The 20186-nt window shown below is 63.9% G+C and carries 18 protein-coding genes; 8 read left to right on the top strand and 10 right to left on the bottom strand.

The features are described 5' to 3' along the window. Window positions 1-127 precede the first annotated feature (127 nt). On the top strand, window positions 128-913 hold the full coding sequence (locus ACUYV6_RS03650) for a phosphatase PAP2 family protein (protein ID WP_449277293.1): 786 nt from the start codon (window positions 128-130) through the stop codon (window positions 911-913). A gap of 23 nt (window positions 914-936) precedes the next feature. On the opposite strand, the gene ACUYV6_RS03645 is transcribed toward ACUYV6_RS03650, so the two are convergent. Together ACUYV6_RS03645 and ACUYV6_RS03640 are read right to left on the bottom strand one after the other, a co-directional pair. Next, window positions 937-1941, bottom strand: coding sequence for an EamA family transporter (locus tag ACUYV6_RS03645; protein WP_449277552.1), 1005 nt, complete (start codon window positions 1939-1941; stop codon window positions 937-939). Between the two features lie 315 nt (window positions 1942-2256). Further along, entirely contained in the window at window positions 2257-3141 is an 885-nt protein-coding gene (locus ACUYV6_RS03640) for a transporter substrate-binding domain-containing protein (protein ID WP_449277292.1), read from the bottom strand. Between the two features lie 250 nt (window positions 3142-3391). On the opposite strand from ACUYV6_RS03640, the gene ACUYV6_RS03635 reads away from it, so the two are divergent. Beyond that, window positions 3392-3688 (top strand): hypothetical protein, encoded by a 297-nt coding sequence (locus tag ACUYV6_RS03635; RefSeq protein WP_449277291.1) that lies wholly within the window; start codon window positions 3392-3394, stop codon window positions 3686-3688. A gap of 353 nt (window positions 3689-4041) precedes the next feature. Here the strand turns inward: ACUYV6_RS03635 and ACUYV6_RS03630 are convergent, their stop codons facing one another. The 7 genes from ACUYV6_RS03630 to ACUYV6_RS03600 all read right to left on the bottom strand — a co-directional run bounded on the left by ACUYV6_RS03630 (window position 4042) and on the right by ACUYV6_RS03600 (window position 12785). Beyond that, window positions 4042-4683, bottom strand: a complete 642-nt coding sequence (locus ACUYV6_RS03630) for a LysE family translocator (protein ID WP_449277290.1) — start codon at window positions 4681-4683, stop codon at window positions 4042-4044. A 77-nt stretch (window positions 4684-4760) separates the two neighbouring features. Next, complete coding sequence (locus ACUYV6_RS03625; RefSeq protein WP_449277289.1) at window positions 4761-5339, bottom strand: M23 family metallopeptidase; 579 nt, start codon at window positions 5337-5339, stop codon at window positions 4761-4763. A gap of 382 nt (window positions 5340-5721) precedes the next feature. After that, window positions 5722-6795, bottom strand: coding sequence for a YihY/virulence factor BrkB family protein (locus ACUYV6_RS03620; RefSeq protein ID WP_449277288.1), 1074 nt, complete (start codon window positions 6793-6795; stop codon window positions 5722-5724). 73 nt (window positions 6796-6868) lie between these two features. Next, window positions 6869-8908 (bottom strand): cytochrome b/b6 domain-containing protein, encoded by a 2040-nt coding sequence (locus ACUYV6_RS03615; RefSeq protein ID WP_449277287.1) that lies wholly within the window; start codon window positions 8906-8908, stop codon window positions 6869-6871. Next, the gene (locus tag ACUYV6_RS03610; RefSeq protein ID WP_449277286.1) at window positions 8905-9903 is read right to left on the bottom strand and encodes an electron transfer flavoprotein subunit alpha/FixB family protein; all 999 of its coding nucleotides are present in this window, start codon (window positions 9901-9903) and stop codon (window positions 8905-8907) included. Before ACUYV6_RS03610 ends, ACUYV6_RS03615 begins: the two co-directional genes overlap by 4 nt. A 32-nt stretch (window positions 9904-9935) precedes the next feature. Beyond that, window positions 9936-10712, bottom strand: a complete 777-nt coding sequence (locus ACUYV6_RS03605) for an electron transfer flavoprotein subunit beta/FixA family protein (protein WP_449277285.1) — start codon at window positions 10710-10712, stop codon at window positions 9936-9938. Window positions 10713-10736: 24 nt separating this feature from the next. Beyond that, window positions 10737-12785, bottom strand: coding sequence for an oxidoreductase (locus ACUYV6_RS03600; protein ID WP_449277284.1), 2049 nt, complete (start codon window positions 12783-12785; stop codon window positions 10737-10739). A gap of 186 nt (window positions 12786-12971) precedes the next feature. Between ACUYV6_RS03600 and ACUYV6_RS03595 the strand changes: the two genes are divergently transcribed. Beyond that, window positions 12972-13667 (top strand): GntR family transcriptional regulator, encoded by a 696-nt coding sequence (locus tag ACUYV6_RS03595; RefSeq protein WP_449277283.1) that lies wholly within the window; start codon window positions 12972-12974, stop codon window positions 13665-13667. A gap of 9 nt (window positions 13668-13676) precedes the next feature. Continuing rightward, a complete protein-coding gene (locus tag ACUYV6_RS03590; RefSeq protein WP_449277282.1) occupies window positions 13677-14279 on the top strand; it encodes a phosphoribosylanthranilate isomerase in 603 nt (200 codons plus the stop codon). A gap of 15 nt (window positions 14280-14294) precedes the next feature. On the opposite strand, the gene trpD is transcribed toward ACUYV6_RS03590, so the two are convergent. Continuing rightward, window positions 14295-15362: an anthranilate phosphoribosyltransferase gene (gene trpD / locus ACUYV6_RS03585; protein ID WP_449277281.1), complete on the bottom strand. Its 1068-nt coding sequence runs from the start codon at window positions 15360-15362 to the stop codon at window positions 14295-14297. A 162-nt stretch (window positions 15363-15524) separates the two neighbouring features. On the opposite strand from trpD, the gene ctaE reads away from it, so the two are divergent. Genes ctaE through qcrB form a run of 4 tightly spaced genes read left to right on the top strand, consistent with a single transcriptional unit; the run spans window position 15525 to window position 19710 of the window. Continuing rightward, complete coding sequence (ctaE, locus tag ACUYV6_RS03580) at window positions 15525-16139, top strand: aa3-type cytochrome oxidase subunit III (RefSeq protein WP_449277551.1); 615 nt, start codon at window positions 15525-15527, stop codon at window positions 16137-16139. A 20-nt stretch (window positions 16140-16159) separates the two neighbouring features. Further along, complete coding sequence (qcrC, locus tag ACUYV6_RS03575; RefSeq protein ID WP_449277280.1) at window positions 16160-16963, top strand: cytochrome bc1 complex diheme cytochrome c subunit; 804 nt, start codon at window positions 16160-16162, stop codon at window positions 16961-16963. 45 nt (window positions 16964-17008) lie between these two features. Then, window positions 17009-18097, top strand: a complete 1089-nt coding sequence (gene qcrA, locus ACUYV6_RS03570; protein ID WP_449277279.1) for a cytochrome bc1 complex Rieske iron-sulfur subunit — start codon at window positions 17009-17011, stop codon at window positions 18095-18097. Beyond that, the gene (gene qcrB / locus ACUYV6_RS03565) at window positions 18094-19710 is read left to right on the top strand and encodes a cytochrome bc1 complex cytochrome b subunit (protein ID WP_449277278.1); all 1617 of its coding nucleotides are present in this window, start codon (window positions 18094-18096) and stop codon (window positions 19708-19710) included. Before qcrA ends, qcrB begins: the two co-directional genes overlap by 4 nt. The last annotated feature ends 476 nt before the right edge of the window (window positions 19711-20186 follow it).

Here is a 20186-nt window from a genome sequence, read left to right as displayed (position 1 = left end):
ATCACAGACAGGACGTCTACCTGACGGCGGAGCAGCACACACCCTGTGACATTCAGCAGTCTGAAAAGTCCGACAGGTTACGATCTTGATCCGGGTACTGGCTGGGGGAGAAGAGAGAGGAGACGTCATGGCTGCAGTGCATCGCGGACACGCGGCGGCTTGGGGTCTCGCGCTGCTCTCCCTCGCAGCAGGCGCCTTGTTCTACGCCGGCGGAGTGCTCAACGTCGTCGGCCAGCAGGCCGAGGCAAGTGTGCTGGATGCCGCGTCGTTCACTTATTCGCCGCCGCCGCCGTTGAATCTCGTGTCAGTGCCCGCCGTCGCAATCGCGCTCGTGATCATTGCAGGTATCGCACTCGCCTCGCACGGCGTACGACGAGCCGTCACCGCGACGCTCACCCCGGTCATCGCGATTGTCGCCTCGCAGCTGCTCAAGCAGCAGTTCCTGCAGCGCCCCGGACTCTTCGAACTCGATGCTCCCAACACATTCCCGAGCGGGCACATGACCGTGTTCGCCGCCCTCACCGGGGCACTCGTCTGGGCCGTACCGGCCGGGGCTCGCGCAGGATCCGCTCTTGCCGGCGCGATTGTTATGTCGGTAGCCGCATGTCAGCTGGTCGTGTACGGCTGGCACCGTCCGAGCGATGTGCTCGGTGCGCTGGCGCTCTGCGCTTTCGTCTTCGCCGTGGCTTCGCTGGTGGCGCGTCCGGGCCGTCGAGCTGCTGCTGCCCATGGCCGAGGGATCCCGCTGCTGCTGACAGCCGGGGGTTTCGCCCTCGCGGCAGTGGGTACCGTCGGAGCTGTGGTGGCGCTGCTGGCAGATCGCAGCGACATCATGCTCATCGCCGGGGCCGTCGGGCTCGTCGGGGCCTCCCTGCTCACCGTGCGAGCGCTTCTCCTGCTCAGCTCACGGTAGCGACGAATGAGCGACCATGGCGGCTACCCGCGGTACTCGTCTTCAGTAGGCGCGGAGATAATTGGGATCGGGGCGGTAACCGGCCCAGCCTCGAGCGGATCAGCGGCTCCGACATGCGCGCGATCGGGCGCAAGACGCACGGCAATGACGCCCGCGACAAGCACGATCGCGCCCCCGAGCTGCACCAGGGTAGGCACCTCGCCGAGCAGCAGCGCCGCGAGCAGCACGACAACCAGAATCTCGAACATGCCGAGGAACGACGCGAGGCGCGACCCGAGTTTGATGGCCGCTTGCAGCCCCAGCACATACCCGAACACGGTTCCGAGTACGACGACGAGACCGAGTGGCACCCACCAGGGTGCTTCAGCTCCGAAGAACGGGATCGCATCGGAGAACACGAATCTCATGGGTACCAGGCCGAGCGTGCCCAGGATGGCGAGAACCACCGCCGAGACAAGCAGGCCGCTTCCGATGAGCGCGATCGGAGGAAGGTCTCCCGGCGTATTCGCACCGAGCAAGAAGTACACGGCGAGGCTGACAGCGGCGAGTCCTGCCCACACGAGACCCAAAGGATCCAACGCGGTATCACTCGACGGTCCCAGAACAAGTACGAGACCAGCAACGGCAAGCCCTGCGCCGATCAGCGCAAGCCAGGCCGGCCGGATACGGGTGCGGCCCCAGACTGCGAACAAGATCAGCACCGGCGCAAGAAACTGGATGAGCAAGGCGATCGCCACGGGAAGGCGTGCGGACGCGTACATGTAGAGCACCTGACATCCGCAGAGTGCGACGACGCCGTAGGCCAAGATCCAGAGCCATCGTCTGCGCAGCACACCGGGATCGCGTCGCACCGACCACAGCGTCAGGGGGAGTAGCAGCAAGGACGCGCAGATCACCCGCAGCATGACCACCCCGCCCGGCGACCAGCCAGTCTCGAGCAGCAACTTGCTGAAGGGTCCGACGGAGGCGAACACCACGGCCGCAGTGATTGCGAGAGGAATACCGAGACCGGTTCCTCGGACGTGCATCTGTGTCAATCGTGCTCCTTCGCACTCCGAGGCGTCTGTGCCGCCCAGCACCGAGAACTGAGGCCACGCTAGCAGTCGGTTACCGCGCTCCGATACGCCGAATACTGCGCATTTTCCGGTGTTTCGGCGCCTGCCAAAAGTTGGTTTGACCGCAGAGATCGTGACGGGGTCTCACCAGTCGCCGGCACCCGGATCTGAGCGTGAATTCGGCCCGCCGCGAAGGGGTGTCGGCGCGCGTGCGACTCGATCAGCATGCATGGACAGCACGACGGGCGAGGAAGGGTCCCACTTCCTCGCCCGTCGCTGATCGGAAAGCTAGAGCTCCCACACCTCGGTGATGTCGGCGAGCTCCGGATCGAGGCCGTACCCCTCGATCACGTCGGCGATCGTGCCGTCCTCGCGCTTCTCCACGACGAAGGCGTCGATGGCTTCGCCCAGCTCCGTATTCTCGAGAGGGGTCGGGAAGGTCAGCTGGCCGGGACGATCGAACTCGGGCACCCCGTCGAGCGACTCGGTGGTCTCCACCGTGGCTCCCTCGATCGGGCGATCTTCAAGACGACCGGCTGCGGACGCGGCGCTCGCGACAATCACGTCGATGCGCCCCGCGGCCAGGTCGCTGTAGATGGACTCGTCGTCCTGATACACCGTGAAGTTGTCGCCGTACTTCTTCTGCAGGCTCTCGTTCCAGAGGTTTCCGGAGACCGACCCGATCTTCTTGCCGTCCAAGTCGTTGACGGTGAGGCCCTCTGTCGAGATGATGGCGCTCGCATCGATCACCGTCGGCTCGCTGAGGTGCACGATCTCCGCGCGCTCGGTAGTGCGATACCAGGAGCCGGCGCCGATGTCGGCGCGACCGGTCTCGATCGACGGGATGACTGCACCCGCACCACCGGCCGCACTGACAACTACCGAGAGGCAGTTCTCTTCAGCGAACTGCATGAGGAGATCCCCCTCGAAGCCGGTGATCGAATCGTCGCCCTCGATAAGCGTCGACGGCGGGTAGTCGTACGAGGCGATTGTCAGCACGCCGGAGTCGACCGTCTCGAACTCATGAGCCGGGGTGCAGTCCTCGCCGCCGGCGGTGTCCCCGCCACCCGAGCAGGCTGCAAGGGAGACGGAGGCGAGGACGGCGATCCCACCCAATGCGAGCACACGAGTAAATTTGGGGGAGTGGAGTGTCATCTTTCGGGGGCCTTTCATCGTTGAATGGTGTCGCAGACACGAATCCTCGAACGCCATCATCACGGAGGAAACTGGCTGAGGACGCGCGCGCGGCTTCAGCGTAGATGCCGGAGAACCTCGCTCACAAGACTTGTTTGACAACTAAACAAAAACCCACAGAGGAATGGCGAGATCATGCGGATTTTACCGTAAGGATCGCTAACGCTTACCTAAGCTTTCCTTGCAATAGGACCGTCTCGAAGAGATCACGAGCGTTCACGATCAGTACATGAGCACCCATTTCACGGCGCTTCATCTCGCACAAGGAGACGTAAAGCATCCCGGTAGTCAAGATTCACCGCTGACACAGATCGCCGCAGATCGCCAAGCAAGTGCCGGCGACTGTCTTCAACAACCGCTGGGCGCCGACGCACCGATTCACGCTGACGTCACGGATCAGGTTCGCCTTGCCACCAGCGTCGGCGAGATCTCTCGAATCGCCTCAGCGGGAACGTCCGGACCAAAAATGGATAATCTATATTATGTCAGCTTAGTCGTCGCTGACCCACACTGGAATGCCCGTTGATCCAGGTCCCTGCGCCCGACAGGTTCCCCCGGCACGCGAAGGCTCTCCTGCGCCGACCCTCCTTGCAGCGTCGCTTCCCTGCACGCTTGACGTCCGACAAGAACTTCGCATGACTGGACACGCGCGGTGATGTTGCGGCTTCGATCCGGAGCCCTCGCTCACGCGCCGGAACCCGCAACCTTGCCGCTGACGTGATTGCTCACCTTGAAGGTCAGGATCGACCCGAGCCAGAATATATAAACATGTGTATATTATTGCGGGACCTTCCCTCCGCGGTTCCCCGGGCTCAGGTAACTCGTAGCACGCATCCCGGCTTCACCCAAGACGATGCCCGTCCGCGTCTTGCACCGTGTTCAGCGCGCATCCCAGGCGAGCTTTGCACCGAATCCGATCAGTACGATGCCGACAACCCGATCGATGACACGGAGTGCGCGAGGATTCGCGATCCACCGCCGAGCAGCAACAGCGCCCTCCACGATCGTCCCCAACCAGATCGTGCCGAGCAGCGCATGGACCCCGGCGAGCAGCAGGCCCATTTCCAAGGGCGCGATACCCGCGGGGACGAACTGCGGAATCGTCGCAACGTAGAACACCCCGATCTTGGGGTTGAGCAGATTCGTCCAGTACCCGAGGACGAAACTGCGCCAGGCTGACTTCTGCGCCTGCGCGCTGTCAGCCTGGTCTTCCACTGTGATCGAGTGACTCGAGAAACTCTTCCGGATCAATGTGAATCCGAGATAGGCCATGTAGAGGGCGCCGGCGACTGTCACGAGCCTGTACGCGAGCTCTGAAGCCGCGAGCAGAGCTGCGGCTCCGACGGCGGCAGCGGCACCCCAGGTGAGTGCGCCCAGGTTGATTCCGACCATCGCTGCGAACCCGTGACGCCGACCACTCGCCAGGGTGGTGCGCAGAACCAGAGTCGTGTCGAGGCCAGGAATCAAGGTAAGGAGCAGCGCTACGGTCGTGAAGCTCAGCAATGCCTGAGACATGGTCATAGCTCCGCCTTTCGTCGGCTTCGAAGGCCAGGGTCCTCCCCGCGGACTCGACCACGGGTTGTCCGTCAGATGATGAACTACTCCGAATGCAACTCGATGAAGGGCAACGGATCGATCGATTCGCCCTCCAACTGAACCACCAAGTGCAAATGGGCGCCGAAGGAATTACCGGTCGATCCCACTCTGCCAGCCGTATCTCCGATCGAGACAACGTCACCGACCTGGTACGCGTGCGAGTCAGCTTCCATGTGGCAGTACCGGCTCGTCACGGCCTGATCAGACACTCGGTGCTCGATCTTGAGCCCGAAACCGCATCCATCAGAGCCGAATCCAGCTTCGCTGACGACGCCGTCTCCGATGATTCGGATCGGGGTTCCGGCATCCGGAGCCAGATCTTGCGCATCATGGAACTCCGCAACCGGCGCAAGACGGTAGCCGAAGGAGTCGGTGAGCGGCACCTTGGAGTCGAAGGGGTACCGGAGCTTCGTCTCCTCCAGGCCGGCAAGAGTTGCGGCGGCGCTCGCACTCGCCACCGCCTGCGGTGCGGTCTGCACGAGTGGCAACGGTTCAGAGAAGCCAGAGCCAGGAGCGGCAGCCGTACTTCCGGTGTTCATCAGCTGTGAAGCGCCCGCCTCAGATAGGGCCGCTGAAGTCATCGCGTTACTTGCAGGGAGCACGGTTCCCACAATGAGTGCACCAGCACATGCGAGCGCAGAGGCACCCGCGATCACGCGACGCACTCCCCTCTTCGCAGAAGGTCCCTCATCGGATGCGAGCGGCGTGAGTACCGGGGTGAGCTCCGTGACACCGGCCGGACGATACTCCAGGATGGGCGTCAGCGCCTCTGCCCCTCCGCGCCGAGAAGTCGTCGATGCATCGCGTGGACGCGAACTCGACTCAGACTGCATTACTCTCCGGACACATCGAATGTTTTGTAACAATTTAGCATCGAAATTGCACACGTGCATGAAAAATTGGCGACTGACCCAGTTTAGATGACCGGCAGGTGCTCGTCGAACCCGGTCGTTCACCTGCTCGTCACGCAGTGGCGCCGGAATCTGCCTCCGCAAGCTTCTCGTGCTCGGTCCGCTCGGCCTCTTGCGCTACTCGTAGCTCCTCGGTCGCCGCACGCAGTCGATCCTCCGCTCGCTGGCGATTCAACTGAACGAGCGTCGAGGCTCCATGCTGAACACGAACACGATCGTGCGCTTCATGCGCCGCACAAATGATGTAACTACTCGCGATGAGGAGGACCTGGGCCGACAGGTTGAACCAGAGCAGGAGTGCGATGAGCGCTGCAAACGCGCCGAGCAGTGGATTCGATCCGGCTCCCCGGACGAAGAGACCTGAGAGCTCTTGCAAGACGACGAGGCCAGCGCCGCCGAGCATGGCACCGGCCCAGAAGTCTCGACGCGGTGCGCGTACATCCGACAGCAAGCGGAACACGAGAGCCACCGCGACGGTGTCGATCCCGAACACGATGACGATTCCGACGATGCGCGCGAGCGTCTGTCCGAGCGTGCTCTCTTCTGAGAAGCCGAGTACATCGGCCACGAAGCCCAGCCCGAGGCTCCCCAGGAAGGAGGCCGCAGCCGCGAGCACGAGCAGGCCACCGAAGCAGATCGCGACGAAGAGCTTTCGGAGGACCACGAGTATTCCGCTGGTCTGATCGACAGCACGATCGTCGAGGGTGAGCAGGGCCGCACGCAGGCTACCGATCGCTCCGATCGCTGCGCCGACGAGACCTGCGATCGACGCTATACCTGCAACCGTGAAACCGGCGCTGAGGCCGTCAATCGCGCTGACATCGACAATGTCGCTCAGGCCGGGGAGAACGGTGTCCAACGACTCGGCCAAGGCACGCATTGCATCCGGGTTACCCCCCAACCAGAGCGCGGCGATTGAGAACCCGAGCAGCACCCCGGCAAAGACGCTGAAGAGCGCGCGGTAGGTGATGCTGTCAGCCAGCATCGACCCACGGTGCTCGCTATACAGCAGGTACGCACGCACCACGCGCAACCTCAGGGCGAAAGCGATGATCCGACGCACCGCTCCCCCAATTCCCTGCCGCCCCGTCGTGCCGCCAGCCGACTCTCCCGCGCTCCCGTTCATACCCCAACAGTAGCGAGGAGTGCCGGGGCCCGTAAACGAGCCCCGGCACTCCTCGTACGCGGTACAACGCGGGTTAGCGGTTGCTGACCCTGCCGAAGAGGCTCGCGATCGGTGCGAGGATCAACGGGCGCGCCGCGACCCACACCCCTGCCACTACGGCCAGACCCAGAGCGAAGAACCCCAGCCCGACCCAACTCACGACCGGACCCTCCCCGTACATGTGGTTCAGGTTCTTCAACGCACCCGTCGTGAACACGAGCACCACGTGCACGATCACGAAGAACACGAAGAACAACATCGTCGGGAAATGGATCGCCCGCGCCACCTCGACCGGGTAGATCGATGAGAGCCGCTTCCAGCTCTTCGACCACATCCCGCTCATCCGGAACCCGGACACCGCAGCCAGCGGAGCCGCGATGAACACGATGATGAAGTACATGAGCTGCTGCAAGCTGTTGTAGTTCACCCACCCGTCCTCAGTCGGCCAGTCCAAGGAAATGTACTGCAGCATCGCCGAGAGCGCGTTCGGGAACACTTCCCAACTCGTCGGCACGATACGCATCCAGTGCCCCGACACGAACAGCAGCACCACGAAGATGGCACCGTTCACGAGCCACAGAATGTCGAGCGATTGGTGGAACCACAGCGCGAGGCTGATCTTGCCCTCACCGTTCTTCGACCGTTTCGGAGTCCAGTACGCAGCAGGCTTCTTCTGGGTACGGACCTGCAGCCCGGAGCGCACGATCTGCACCATGAAGAAGAAGTTCAGGAAGTGGGTCCACTTCGCCCATGCCGGGAAACCGGGCTCCGCGGTCTCGGGCAGGTGGTACTCGCCCGGGTACCGGGTGAGGAACTCCTGCAACGGCCCCGTCGCCAGCACCGCTCGCACGATCAACACGGCCGCGACACCGAGAACCGCGACGGCGACGGCCGCGACAGCGATCTTCACCCAGAGCGGGCGTTGTTCAGAGTCCGAACCCGAGTCGGGCTTGGACCCCTCCGATTTCCTGCCTCGCTTCGACCATCTCCTCCACCCGGAAGGCTGCTGCGCAGCCGCAGCGGCGGTCTGCTCTGCGGCTGCGGCCAACTGTCGCGCGGCGACGGCGACCTCGGCTGCAGCGGATGCCGCCTGCTGAGCAGCTCGAGCGGCTTCCTGAGCCGCGATCGCCGCCTGCTGAGCCGCAGCGGTGGCTTCCTGGGCTAGCGCCCCGGCAGGCTGTCCGGCTCCTGCCGCCGGAACGGAGGGCGCCGCCGGAGCCGGCTGTCCCGCAGGAGCGGACTGCTCCACCGGAACAGTGTCCTCCGCCTGGGCCGGAGCCGTGGGCTGCTCAGCCGGAGCCGCCACAGCGGCGCCCTCCTGAGCGACAGGCTCGGCGACAGACTCCTCGGCGCTCCCTGCAGCCCCAAACTCCGCGAGTCCGCTGCCCACCGGCACCACGGTACGCAGCGTGCCGGTGCCGGCCGGAGGCCAGGGATCGCCACCAGCGTCGCGGGGCAGACCACGCCGCAGCGCCACTTCGGACTCCGCAACGCGATCCTCACCCGACACCTCCGCCTGCGTACCAGTAGTAGCAGGTGCAGAGGCTCCGGAAGCTGCAGCAGCGGGCGCGGCAGTGGTTGTCTCGGCGCCGCCATGGTCGAGCGCCACGTCGAGCGCGGTGCCCGCGGGCAGCACGACCTGCATCGTACCGGTGCCGGCGGGAGGCCAGGCCTCTCCCCCGGTGGTGCGGGGCAGGCCCTGCCTGAGCGGCGCCTCGTACTCAGTCACGACGGGCTCACCCAAAGCGCGCAGCGGCGACGTGACCGACTCCGGAACCGGAACACCGGGCACGGGGGTGAGGACGGGATCCCCGGGGGAAGTGGCCGCAGACTCGGCTGCCGGTGCTTCTGCTGGTGTCGCGGCTACGCTCTCACCCGATTCGGTCGCCGCAGTATCAGCAGCGGCCGGGGCCGGAGCAGAGGCACCAGCAGCACTCTTCGGCTGCAACTGCAGAGGATCGCTCAGCGTCGCACCGGTCTCAAGCGCATCGAACGCGTACTCGGTCTCGGGCGGCCAGGACTCACCCCCGCCCACACGCGGCAGACCACGCCGAACCGTCCCCTGGACTGTCATGCCCGACCCTTTCGAGTCTCAATGGCCTCGATCAGCTGCGGCACCACTGTGTGGAGATCACCCACAACACCGAAATCAGCGATCTCGAAGATCGGCGAATCCCCATCCTTGTTGATCGCGACAATCGTCTTCGAGGTCTGCATGCCCGCCTTGTGCTGAATCGCCCCCGAGATGCCGAGCGCGATATACAGGTCCGGCGACACCGACACACCCGTCTGCCCCACCTGGAACGTCTGCGGCACATACCCCGCATCGACTGCCGCACGCGACGCACCGACTGCACCACCGATCGCGTCGGCGAGCTGCTCAACGAGCACGAACTGCTCCTGCGACCCGAGACCACGACCACCCGACACGACGCTCTTCGCACCCCGCAGGTCCGGACGCGACGAGGTCTCGACCTTCGCCTCCATCGACTCGATCCGCCCCGCAGGCCCACCCGTCGGCACGTAGCTCAGACGCTGCGTCACCACCGGGCACGCCTCGACGCGTGTCTCGACAGTCCCCTGCCGCAGCGTGATCACCGGAGCACCGAACGTCGCCGCAGCGGTGACGAGGAAGTTGCCACCGAACGCGGAGTGCTCCGTCACGATGCCCTGGTCATCACGGGAGAGACCGACGGCATCGGTCAGCGCCGCGGACCGGGTCCTGGCAACATACCTGCCCGCGAGATCGCAGCCGATCGGCGAGTGCGAAATGAGTACCGCATCGGGCTCCACAATCGCGGCCGTCGCAGCCAGCGCATCCACGGAATCCGTACCGAGACCGGACTCGGGGATCTCCGCGAGGACCACCCGGCCCACACCATACCCGGCCGCTTCAGTCGCAGCCTGGTCAGCGGTTGCCGCATTCGTGGTGAGGATCAACGCCACCGGGGTGCCGATCTGGGAAGCCGCACCGATCAACTCGGCCGCAGCACCCTCAAGCTTGCCGTCCGCGTGGGACTCCAAGGCTTCTAAGACGACGAGGACTGCATCATTCGGGAACTCGGTCATATCCAACTCTTCTCTTTCAGTCTCGACCGGTCCTAGACCAGCTGGTTTTCCACGAGGTAGTCGGCAAGCTTCTCCGCTGCACTGCCATCGTCTTCGATCTTGATGCCCGCATCACGCGGCGGTTTCTCCGAGACCTGCAGCACGATCGCGCGCGCAGTGCCCGCATAGTCATCACTCACCCCGAGATCAGCAAGCGACAACGTGTCCACCGGCTTCTTCTTCGCCGCCATGATGCCCTTGAAATTCGGGAACCGGGCCTCCGGCAGCGCCTCGGTCACCGAGATCACGGCCGGCAGCTCGGCCACGACCTGCTGCGTCCCGATATCCAGTGCACGCGTCCCCGACACCTGCCCCTCAGTGATCTCGACCGAACTCAACCAGGTCAGCACCGCCGTACCCAGGTGCTCCGCGATCGCGGTCGGCACAACACTCGACCCGCCATCGGTCGACGAGTTCCCCGCGATCACGAGATCAAAGCCCTCCCGCTTGATCGCAGCCGCCAACACCTCAGCGGTGAACGCAGCATCCGCACCCGCCAACTGGTCATCCACGACATGGATCGCACGAGACGCCCCCATAGCGAGCCCCTTCCGCACCGACGTGATCGCACTCTCCGGCGCGACCGACACCGTCACGATCTCCGCATCACCACCGGCATCCGTGTAACTCAACGCCAGCTCGAGCGCACGCTCGCTGACCTCGTCGAGCACCGCCTCACCCCCGGCACGATCAACCAGACCGGTCGAGAGATCAAGCTTGCGCTCCCCATACGTGTCGGGAACTTCCTTCACCAGAACAAGAATCTTCATCAGTAACACTGCCTCTGTAGTGGATTAAACGCCCAGACCCAGACGCAGAGCGTCAAGGATCGAAGCGTGGATGTTGCGGGACGTCACGGCATCGCCGATACGGAAGAGCTGGAACTCCCCCGCCGGGTTGTTGCTCGCCGGCCCGTCCTGCGACGCGCCGTTCACAAACGCATCGTAGTCGACCTCACCGCGGTTCTTCGAGCGTTCCTTGAGTTCGAAGTACAGATCTTCATTCGGGATCACCCCGCGCTCGACGACGACCGCATCGAAGGTGAGCTGCGTCTCCTCATCGGAATACTCGTTGCGCAGTGTCACAAGTGCGCCGCCGCCCTCGCCCCTGGCTGCGGAGACGAGATTCTCTCCGAGAATCGTCTGCACCCCGAACTTCGAGAAGACCTCCATATATGCGGGACCGTTCATCTCGCCGACCTCTGCCGCGACAGCACGGTCACGCGTGACGTAGGTCACCTGCTGGCCGTTGCGGGCGAGACGCTCGACGGCGTCGACGGCGGGGTAGGCTCCGCTGTCGTCGAACACCACGACGCGCTGCTTATTCTTCAGCTGATCCTGCATCACGTCCCACACATCGTTGACCTGCACGCGGGCGCCCTCTTCGAGCTCGGTATCCGGGACGCCGCCGGTCGCGACGATCACAATGTCCGGATTCTCTGCAAGCACCTCGTCAGCCTCAGCGTACACACCGAAGCGGAAGTCGACGTTGCGCTTCTTGCATTGCTGGTATCGCCAATCCACAATGCCGACGAGATCCCGGCGCCGCTCCGAGCGTGCCGCGATCTGCACCTGGCCGCCGTAGGTCGTATCGGCTTCCAGCACCACGACTTCGTGACCACGGACTGCACATACGCGTGCGGCCTCAAGACCGCCGGGGCCCGCACCCACGATGACGACCTTCTTCTTGCCCGAGACCGACGCCGGCTCAATCACCTGGGGCAGCTGCCCCTCGCGCCCCGTCGAGGGGTTGTGAATGCAGACCGCTGCACCCGACGAGTAGATGCCGTCGAGGCACGCGTTCGCGCCGACGCAGGGGCGGATGTCGTCCTCGCGACCCTCCTGGGTCTTGAGCGGCAGATAGGGGTCGGCGATCTGGGCGCGCACCATGCCGATCATGTCGACGCAGCCCTCCTCGATCGCATAACGCGCCGTCGTCACATCGGCGATGCGGCTGGCGTGCATGACCGGGATGGAAATGCGCTCGCGGATACGGCGCGAGATCTCGAGGAACGGCGCTGATGGCGTGCCCATGCCCGGGATCTGCTTTGCCAGCTTCGCTTCGCTCTCGGTGGTACCCGTGACCAGATTGAGGAACTGGATGCCGTGCTCGGTGTAGATGTTGATGAGTTCGACCGCGCGATCCTCATCGATTCCGTCGGGCTTCCATTCGTTGACCGTCATCTTGATGCCGACCACGAAGTCCTCCGGCACCGCGGCCTTGATCGCATCGATGATGCGCAGCGAGAACTTCAGCTCGTTCTCGAGGCTGCCCGCGTACTCATCATCACGGTGGTTGTGGCGAGGCGCGAGGAACATGTCGACCAGGTGCCCCGAGTGCATGAGCTCGAGCCCGTCGAGCCCGCCTTCGGCGCAACGGCGAGCCGCCTCCGCGAAATCGGACACGACTCGGTCGATGTCCCAGTCCTCCATCGCCTTGGTGAAGGAGCGGTGAGCCGTCTCACGCGTCCGGCTCGGCGCGAGGATCGGCAGCCAGTCGGCCTGGTAGTTCGTCGAGCGCCATCCGAGGTGCGTCAGCTGGATCATGACTGCAGCGCCCTCGGCGTGCACGTCGTCGGTGAGCTTCTTGATCCACGGGACGACTTCGTCGGTGGTGAGGTCGATGTTGCCGAAGACTCCAGAGGAGTCCTTCGACACCACCGCGGAGCCGCCGATCATCGTCATACCGATGCCACCCCGCGCCTTCTCGACGTGATAGAGGCGGTAGCGGTCCTTCGGCATGGCGTCGTCCGTGTACGCCGGCTCGTGCGATGTCGAGACGATGCGGTTACGGAGAGTCAGGCTGCCGAGCTGAAAGGGCTGAAAAAGAGCGTCATTGGTCACGTTGCTCCACGCTTTCTTGAGGGGGTAGGTCGTCGTGGGACGAGGTTCTTCGGGACCTGTGGAGCCGCTCAACTGTGAGCGACTCCGACCAGTGTAGTCGGTAATCGGTTACCTCTGGCTATGATCTTTATAGAACCCTGCGCACGACATTGTCAAAATGCAGCCTACATCTTCAGGAGCCACCCTATGAACGGACCTCAGGAGCGACCCCAGACACAGTCTCTGCGGGAGCAGGCGCTCGAGGTGATCCGCCTCGCGATCGCAACAGGAGAACTGGGCGAAGATCGTATCTACTCCGCCGCCGGTCTCGCGAAACAGCTCGGCATGTCGCTCAGCCCCGTGCGCGAAGCCATGATGTCGCTCGTCACCGAGGGAACGGTTGAAGCGATCCCGAATCGCGGGTTCCGCCTCGTTCCCATCTCCCCCGAAGACCTCGAAGAGATCATCAGTATTCGCCTGCTGCTCTCCGAACCGGCCGCCGCTGCGCTTTGCGCCCGATCGCGTTCCGAGGATCCGACCATCCCCCCCGTGCTCGAGCGCCTCCGTGAGCTCGGAACCGACGCCCTCGTTGCGGCCCGTTCCGGTGACGAGGCGGAGTTCCATCGCATCGATCGCGAGTTCCATCGCTCGCTCCTGCGCTACGGTCTCGGCGCTCGCGCCGCCGACGTCAGCCTGCGCTTACGCGACCAATCCCGGCTCAGCGGAATTCTCGAGGACTCCGAGATCTCGAACATCCTGAGCGGCCAAGATCTCCTCGATATCGTCGACCACATCGAACGCGGCGACGAAATCAGCGCCGTAGCCTGTTTGCGTCAGAACCTCCGCTATTTCGAACGTGCCGAGGCCTACGTCGCCCGACGAGAGGCGCTCTCTCACAGGTAAGCTGCAGGCGTGTACATCAAAATCTGCGGACTTCGCGACGTCGACGACGCCGACTTCGCGGTACGGTCCGGTGCCGACGCAATCGGCATTGTCATGAGCGCTGGCAGCCCCCGGAACGCCGATGAGCACGCGGCAGCCGACGTCGTGGAGATGGTTGCGGGGCGCGCCGATACCGTGCTCGTGGTGAGTCGAACCCCAGTCGCAGAAGCCGTCGAGCGTGTGCAGCATCTCGGCATCGATGTGCTGCAATTGCACGGCGACTACATCGCTGACGACTTCGCATTCGCGACCGAAGCACTTCCCCGAGTCTGGCGCGCGGCCTCGCTCGAGCGCACGCCGGACATCCGAGCCGGAGAGTACGGAGAGGAACTGCTTCTGCTCGACGGCACGACCGGTGGCGCTGGTGAGCGTTGGGACCTCAACCGCATCGATACCGCTCGCATCGGCGAACGGTGGATTCTCGCAGGCGGGCTCGCACCCGATAATGTCAGCGCAGCAATCGCCGAGGCCCGCCCGTGGGGCGTCGACGTCTCGAGCGGAGTCGAGAGCGCGCCGGGCGTCAAAAGTCAGGAACTCATCGGCCGGTTCATCGCAGCGGCCCGAAACGCCTGACGACACGCGTTCCCGTCAGGCAGGATCCGCGATTGCGGTCGTCGAGGCAGCCCAACTTGCCAGCTTCTCAGTCGCACGACCCGAGTCGATCGCCTCTGCCGCAACTTCGTACTGCTCCCGCAACCGCTCGAGCAGTGGGCGCTCGGCTGACTCCGGTGTACGGACCAGATCAAACGCGGCGAGGCCTGCCGCTGCGTTGAGCAGCACGATGTCGCGCACGGGTCCGCTCTCCCCAGACAGCACTCGATGCACGGTTTCCGCATTCTCCTCCGGCGTGCCACCGAGAAGATCCTCGATCGAGGCGCGAGGAATACCCAGGTCGCGGGGATCCAGATCATGCTCAGTCATCCCCCCACGACTCACCTCCCAGATTCGGGAGTGTCCGGTCGTCGTCAACTCATCGAGGCCGTCGTCACCACGGAACACGAGAGCGGAAGCACCACGAATCCGAAACACACCTGCGATCAGCGGCGCACGGTCGGCATCGGCGACGCCGACCGCCGAAGCCTCAGGCCTCACCGGGTTGCACAGCGGGCCGAGGAAATTGAAGACCGTGGGGATGCCGAGATCGGCGCGCGCCGGTGCGACGTGCCGGAAGCCCGGGAGGAACCGTGCCGCATGCACAAATGCGATTCCGGTATCGGAGAAGGATCTCCGCAACTGTTCGGAGTTCAGCGACAGACTGACCCCCAGCGCCGTCAGCACATCGGAAGATCCCGACTTGCTGCTTGCGGCGCGATTGCCGTGCTTCACGACCGGCGCCCCGGCCGCCGCCGCAACGATCGAGGCCGTAGTCGAGACATTGACTGTCCCATAGCGATCGCCACCGGTGCCCACAATGTCCAGTGACTCAGCAGGCAGGGCAATCGGGGTTGCTTCCGCAAGAATCGCGTCACGGAACCCGACGATCTCGTCGACCGTGACGCCCTTCGACTGCAGTCCGACGAGGAAGCCGCCCATCTGCGCACCGGAGGCAGCGCCGGTCATGAACTCCGACATAGCCCACTCCGCCTGGGAGACGCTGAGATCGTCGCGCTCGAGCAGCGCGGAGAGCACGGTGGGCCAGGTCAATTCATCAGACATACGGGCAATTCTAGCGATCCATTCGAATCACCCCGAATGGCGAAACGAGAGGCTTCCAACCGATAGAGTGTCCTGGTACGTCGCAGAAAGTTCGGCACGCCGCGTGCGCGTGAAAACACACACCAAACTTTCAGCCATAATGGAGGGGTGACTACGACCACTATGAATACCAAGTCAGCCGTGCCCTCGGTGAAGCGACCCAATACGGTCGCCGTCGGTACGATCGTGTGGCTCGGCAGCGAGGTCATGTTCTTCGCAGGCCTGTTCGCGATCTACTTCACCCTTCGGGCGATGAACCCGGAGCTTTGGGCAGAGAAGACCGAACTTCACAACTTCCCCTTCGCCCTGGTGAACACGCTCATTCTGGTGGCATCGTCGATCACGTGCCAGGCAGGCGTCTTCGCCGCTGAGCGCATGCAGCCCCGCGCCACTGGAGCGAGCCCCGCGAAGTGGGGCGCCGTGGAGTGGTTCTACCTGACCTTCTTCATGGGAGCGACGTTCGTCGCAGGCCAGGTCTGGGAGTACGCGACCTTCATCTCCGAGGGCGTCACCCTTCCCTCGGATCCCTACGGTTCTGCGTTCTACATGACGACCGGCTTCCACGGCATCCACGTGGCTCTCGGCCTCATCGCCTTCCTTCTCATCATCGGCCGTATTTACGCCGTCAAGAACTTCACGCACAAGGAAGAGACCTCCGCGGTCGTCGTGTCCTACTACTGGCACTTCGTCGACATCGTCTGGATCATCCTCTTCATCGTCATCTACGTCATCAAGTAGCGTCAGGAGATATCGTCACCATGGCTCGCGCCAAGAAGCACCTTCGCAAGTCGGGGCGCCGACACCCGCTCGCTACCGTCGCACTCGTGGCCGTCGGACTGCTGGTCACCGGTGCCGCGTACACGGGTTTCACTCAGTCCGCCACGGCCGAGGACAACGTAGATCTGTCCTCCCCGCAGACCATCTCCGAGGGCCAGAAGCTCTTCGGAGCGAACTGCGCCACCTGCCACGGTATGGAGGCTGAAGGCACCGATGAGGGTCCGTCCCTGATCGGCGCAGGCGCCGCTTCCGTCCACTTCCAGGTCGGCACCGGCCGCATGCCCCTCGCCTTCCAGGGCCCGCAGGGCATGGTGAAGCCGAAGCAGTTCGATGAGGTTCAGACTCAGCAGCTGGCCGCCTACGTGGCGTCGCTCGCCCCCGGGCCCGGTCTGCCTGACGAGAAGTACCTCGCGGGTGACGGCGATGTCGCGAACGGCGCGACGCTCTTCCGCATCAACTGCGCCATGTGCCACAACGTCGCCGCTGCCGGTGGCGCGCTGACCGAGGGCAAGTTCGCCCCGAAGCTCACCGGCGTCCCCGCAATCCACGTGTACAACGCCATGGTGACCGGTCCGCAGAACATGCCTGTCTTCAACGACGCCAACCTGGAGCCGCAGGACAAGGCCGACATCATCTCGTACCTCAAGTACATCGACGAGGAGCCTGCGGTTGGCGGTCTTACCCTGGGCTCGATCGGTCCGGTCGCCGAGGGTCTCTTCATCTGGATCATCGGTCTGGGCGCGATCATCGGCCTCACCGTATGGGTCACCGCGAAGTCGAACTAGTCGACCAAGCGCAGAGCATTCATCAGTTCAGGAATTAGGAGCAACATGGCAGAGGAAGCGAAGACCGACGGTCGCGACGGCGCCGTCGTCGCCGCCCAGAGCCACGGAGTGAGCCAGGCTTCCGCGGGAACCGCGGTGGTTCCCTCCGACGCGGTTCAGAACCCGGGCCTTCCCCCGCACCGTCAGCGTGTCACCGACACCGATCCGAAGCGGGAGAAGCGTGCCGAGCGCACTGTCTACACCCTCTTCTACCTTTCGATCGTAGGCAGCCTCGGCGCTGTGCTCGCGTACATGTTCTTCCCGATCGAGACGGGCGAGCTGCTCGCCGTCCGATTGCACACGATGTTCGTGGGCCTGGGCATGACGCTCGCACTCCTCGCCCTCGGCATCGGAGCGGTCCACTGGGGCAAGGCGCTCATGGCCGACCACGAGTCGATTGATGAGCGCCACCCGGTCGCCAGCGACGAGCCGACCCGTGAGAAGGCCGCCGAGGTCTTCACACTCGCCAACGAGGAGTCGGGCTTCTCCCGTCGCGCTCTGGTGCGCAACAGCCTCCTCGGTGCGCTCATCGCCTTCCCGATCCCCGGCATCACCCTGCTCCGCAGCCTTGCGCCGCTGGACAAGGATCCAGTGGAGCTGCTCCGCCACACCATGTGGGACAAGGGTGTTCGCCTCGCTCGGGATACCGGTGGTCACGGTGTCGGAGGCGCGATCAAGGCCTCCGAAGTCACCATCGGGTCCGCGTTCCACGTCGTACCCGAGAACCTCGCTGAGGCCGAGCACGTCCTCGACGAGAAGGCCAAGGCCATCGTCCTCCTCATGCGCCTCGATCCACAGGATCTGAAGGAAGAAGAGGACCGCAAGGACTGGTCATACAACGGCATCGTCGCCTACTCGAAGGTCTGCACGCACGTGGGCTGCCCCGTGGCACTCTACGAGCAGCACACCCACCACTTGCTCTGCCCCTGCCACCAGTCGCAGTTCGACGTCTCGGAGCACGCGAAAGTCATCTTCGGCCCTGCGAAGCGCCCCCTGCCGCAGCTGCCGATCACGGTCGATGACGAAGGCTACCTCGTCGCGCAGAGCGACTTCCATGAACCTGTCGGCCCGAGCTACTGGGAGCGTCTCAAGTGAGCAGCACCGTCACCTCTACCACGCAGCAGCAGAGCGGCTCGACTCGCTTCACCGCCGCAGCCGCGAACTACATCGACGAGCGCACGAAGATCGGTGTCGCTGTCAAGGAGTTCGGCCGCAAGGTCTTCCCCGACCACTGGTCGTTCCTGCTCGGCGAGGTCGCCCTGTACAGCTTCGTCGTCATCCTGCTCTCGGGCACCTTCCTGACGCTGTTCTTCCAGGCGACGATGATCGAGACCGTGTACAACGGCCCCTACGCACCCATGAAGGGTGTTGAGATGTCGGGAGCCATGGCTTCGACGCTCGATATCTCCTTCTCAGTACGCGGCGGCCTGCTCATGCGTCACGTCCACCACTGGGCGGCCCTGCTCTTCGTCGCCTCGATCGGCCTGCACATGCTGCGCATTTTCTTCACGGGTGCGTTCCGCAAGCCGCGAGAGCTCAACTGGGTGATCGGCTTCGTGCTGTTCGTGCTGGCGATGGCCGAGGGCTTCACAGGGTATTCCCTCCCCGATGATGTGCTCTCGGGCAACGGCCTCCGCATTATCGACGGCATCATCAAGGCGATCCCCGTCATCGGTACCTGGCTGTCGTTCCTCTTCTTCGGCGGCGAGTTCCCTGGCGTCGATATCGTGGGACGCCTCTACATGCTGCACATCATGGTGCTCCCCGCGCTGGTGATCCTGTTCGTGGCCCTGCACCTCGCTTTCGTGGTCATCCACAAGCACACGCAGTACCCCGGGCCCGGGAAGACCCAGCAGAACGTGGTCGGCTTCCCCGTACTTCCCGTCTACGCGGCGAAGGCCGGCGGCTTCTTCTTCATCGTGTTCGGCGTCATCATGCTCATCGCATCGTTCGTCGGCATCAACCCGATCTGGAACTACGGTCCCTACGACCCGTCCCCCGTCTCCGCTGGTACCCAGCCTGACTGGTACATCGGCTTCGCAGACGGTATGTTGCGCCTGGTTCCGCCGGGGCTCGAGACCGAATGGTTCGGCTTCACCTGGTCTTGGAACATGCTGATTCCGTTGATCCTCATCGGAGTCTTCCTGGTGTTGGTCGCCCTCTACCCATTCATTGAGGCCTGGGTGACTGGCGACAAGCGTGAGCACCACATCCTGGACCGTCCCCGCAACGCTCCGACCCGTACTGCGATTGGCGCCGCCGGCGTCACGTTCTACGCGGTGATGTGGGCAGGTGCAAGCTCCGACCTCATGGCGACGCACTTCCAGCTGTCCATGGAGGGTGTGATCCACGCGCTGCAGTTCTTGCTCATCTTCGGGCCGATCTTCGCGTACATCCTCGCGAAGCGGATCTGCTTGGGCCTGCAGAAGAAGGATCGTGCCATCGCGCTGCACGGCTACGAGTCGGGTCGCATCGTCCGCCTCCCCGGCGGCGAGTACATCGAGGTGCACAAGCCCGTCAGCGATTACGAGCGCTGGGAACTGGTGAGCTACCACGACTACGCCCCGCTGATGCTGCGCCCTGACGACAATGGTCGTATCTCTTTCTCGAAGCGACTCCGCGCCGGCTTCAGCCGCTGGTTCTTCGAGGATCGCATTGTTCCCCCGACTCAGGGTGAACTCGAGCAGGAGAAACACGAGGGTCACTAGGATCCTCTCCCCCGTTCGGTGGCCCCGCGAGATTCAATCTCGCGGGGCCACCGTCGTTTTCGTGTCAGCAGCCTGACGAACACGACGGCAGAAGTCTGCTTGACCGGTGGTCTGCTCGCTCCCCACGTACCTCTGACGGCGAACGCGCCTTTCTGCCGGCGGTTTGAGATCCAGTACACAGCGAAGCCCCGCCCCTTCCTCTGCCCCTACCTTGCCCCTGCAGCATCCTGAGCCTCACCCCCCTCCACAGCAGCTTCCGCAACAGCCTCAGACCTAGCCTTAGCCTGAGTCGCCGACTCGGCCAGACTTCCCCGCGCAATCATTTCGACGGCCCGAGCTCCCTACGCGAAGCGCTTCCTCATCAGCACGTAGCTATGGGATCAGCTCATAGATATGCCAAACGGGCTGAGATCGACATATCTACGTGCTGATCCCATAGCTATTCGCTGCTCCGTGAGGTGCTGCTCCGCATATGA

The sequence above is a fragment of the Leucobacter sp. GX24907 genome, from assembly GCF_053567335.1.
Note: the sequence above shows the minus strand (reverse complement) of the source record. Positions and strands in the feature narration are given on the sequence as shown.

Bases quoted from the DNA above. Each gene is read 5' to 3' on its own strand.
- ACUYV6_RS03595 (WP_449277283.1), top strand. From the start codon at position 12,972: ATGAACGGACCTCAGGAGCGACCCCAGACACAGTCTCTGCGGGAGCAG.
- ACUYV6_RS03640 (WP_449277292.1), bottom strand. From the start codon at position 3,141: ATGAAAGGCCCCCGAAAGATGACACTCCACTCCCCCAAATTTACTCGT.
- ACUYV6_RS03610 (WP_449277286.1), bottom strand. From the start codon at position 9,903: ATGACCGAGTTCCCGAATGATGCAGTCCTCGTCGTCTTAGAAGCCTTG.
- ACUYV6_RS03605 (WP_449277285.1), bottom strand. From the start codon at position 10,712: ATGAAGATTCTTGTTCTGGTGAAGGAAGTTCCCGACACGTATGGGGAG.
- ACUYV6_RS03650 (WP_449277293.1), top strand. From the start codon at position 128: ATGGCTGCAGTGCATCGCGGACACGCGGCGGCTTGGGGTCTCGCGCTG.
- ACUYV6_RS03630 (WP_449277290.1), bottom strand. From the start codon at position 4,683: ATGACCATGTCTCAGGCATTGCTGAGCTTCACGACCGTAGCGCTGCTC.
- ACUYV6_RS03620 (WP_449277288.1), bottom strand. From the start codon at position 6,795: ATGAACGGGAGCGCGGGAGAGTCGGCTGGCGGCACGACGGGGCGGCAG.
- qcrA (WP_449277279.1), top strand. From the start codon at position 17,009: ATGGCAGAGGAAGCGAAGACCGACGGTCGCGACGGCGCCGTCGTCGCC.
- trpD (WP_449277281.1), bottom strand. From the start codon at position 15,362: ATGTCTGATGAATTGACCTGGCCCACCGTGCTCTCCGCGCTGCTCGAG.
- ACUYV6_RS03625 (WP_449277289.1), bottom strand. From the start codon at position 5,339: ATGACTTCAGCGGCCCTATCTGAGGCGGGCGCTTCACAGCTGATGAAC.
- ctaE (WP_449277551.1), top strand. From the start codon at position 15,525: ATGAATACCAAGTCAGCCGTGCCCTCGGTGAAGCGACCCAATACGGTC.
- qcrC (WP_449277280.1), top strand. From the start codon at position 16,160: ATGGCTCGCGCCAAGAAGCACCTTCGCAAGTCGGGGCGCCGACACCCG.
- ACUYV6_RS03615 (WP_449277287.1), bottom strand. From the start codon at position 8,908: ATGACAGTCCAGGGGACGGTTCGGCGTGGTCTGCCGCGTGTGGGCGGG.
- ACUYV6_RS03645 (WP_449277552.1), bottom strand. From the start codon at position 1,941: ATGCACGTCCGAGGAACCGGTCTCGGTATTCCTCTCGCAATCACTGCG.
- ACUYV6_RS03635 (WP_449277291.1), top strand. From the start codon at position 3,392: ATGAGCACCCATTTCACGGCGCTTCATCTCGCACAAGGAGACGTAAAG.